The following is an 860-nucleotide window of genomic DNA, read 5'->3' as shown; positions in this document are numbered from 1 at the left end:
TGAGCATCGAAACCTGGCTGAAGTCTCCATCTGTCATGCGATGCTCCGGTCAAGCATCGTGAGCAGTTGTCGTGGATCGAGACAGCCAACGGCTCGTCCCTGCCACGGCAGCACGGCAACTGTAGCGGCCGACACTGCCTTGCCAATCGTGGCCGGAACATCGAGAGTGTCGCGTTCTTGGTACCGATGTAAGCCGTGGATCTCGTCAACCGTAAAAGCAACCCGCTTGTCGTGCTCGCCTACCACGACTAGGCGGCGAAATACCTTGGTGCGTGTGCCTTGTTCCCCCTCCTTGCGCTCGTCTATCCCGAGCAATTCGGCCAGGGACAGGCAAATGAGCAATTCACCACGGACATTCGCAATACCGAGCAGTGCACTGTTCCTGCGGTGTGGAAGTGAATGAACGCGACGAGATTCAGCCACTTCATGAAAAATACCGACCGGCAGTGCAAGCCATTCGTCCCCCAAACGGAAGAGAACGGCCGTCTGCAGCGCGTCGCTGTCTGTCGAATGGATCCCTGCACGATCAGCGTTATCATGCCATTCGTCGCGGTATGCCGAGGGCGCTGCACGGTCAAGAAGGCGTCGTGCAATCTTCTTGTAGGTCGGGCAATTCCGGCAGTGGAGATGCTGCTCCAGTAGCGGACATGACTTGTCGCCCCGTACGCCTATTTGCCGCCAGCAGTCGTCGATTGCAATCTCCTCCACCGGCTGAGCGATCTTTGTCGAAGCCGCCATCAGCCGCCGCTCCTTTTCTGGACCCGACCCAGCCGGCCGGCCAGCGCCTCGGCGCCGTTATGGTCGCCTTGCTTGCTAAGCAGCAAGGCCAGATGGACGAGAGCTTCTCGATGATTTGGTGC

The 860-nt window shown here is 58.8% G+C and carries 1 protein-coding gene; it reads right to left on the bottom strand.

Annotated features, from left to right (window positions below; all coding sequences use genetic code 11):
* Positions 1 to 33: 33 nt before the first annotated feature.
* Positions 34 to 738 (bottom strand): chemotaxis protein CheW, encoded by a 705-nt coding sequence (locus tag NKJ11_RS33705; protein ID WP_127297588.1) that lies wholly within the window; start codon positions 736 to 738, stop codon positions 34 to 36.
* Between the last annotated feature and the right edge of the window lie 122 nt (positions 739 to 860).

It is taken from the genome of Mesorhizobium sp. M0243 (assembly GCF_040321775.1).
Lineage (GTDB): Bacteria > Pseudomonadota > Alphaproteobacteria > Rhizobiales > Rhizobiaceae > Mesorhizobium.
This window is presented reverse-complemented; position numbering and strand designations above follow the sequence as displayed.

Coding starts and splice junctions, on each gene's coding strand:
- NKJ11_RS33705 (WP_127297588.1), bottom strand. CDS start 738: ATGGCGGCTTCGACAAAGATCGCTCAGCCGGTGGAGGAGATTGCAATC.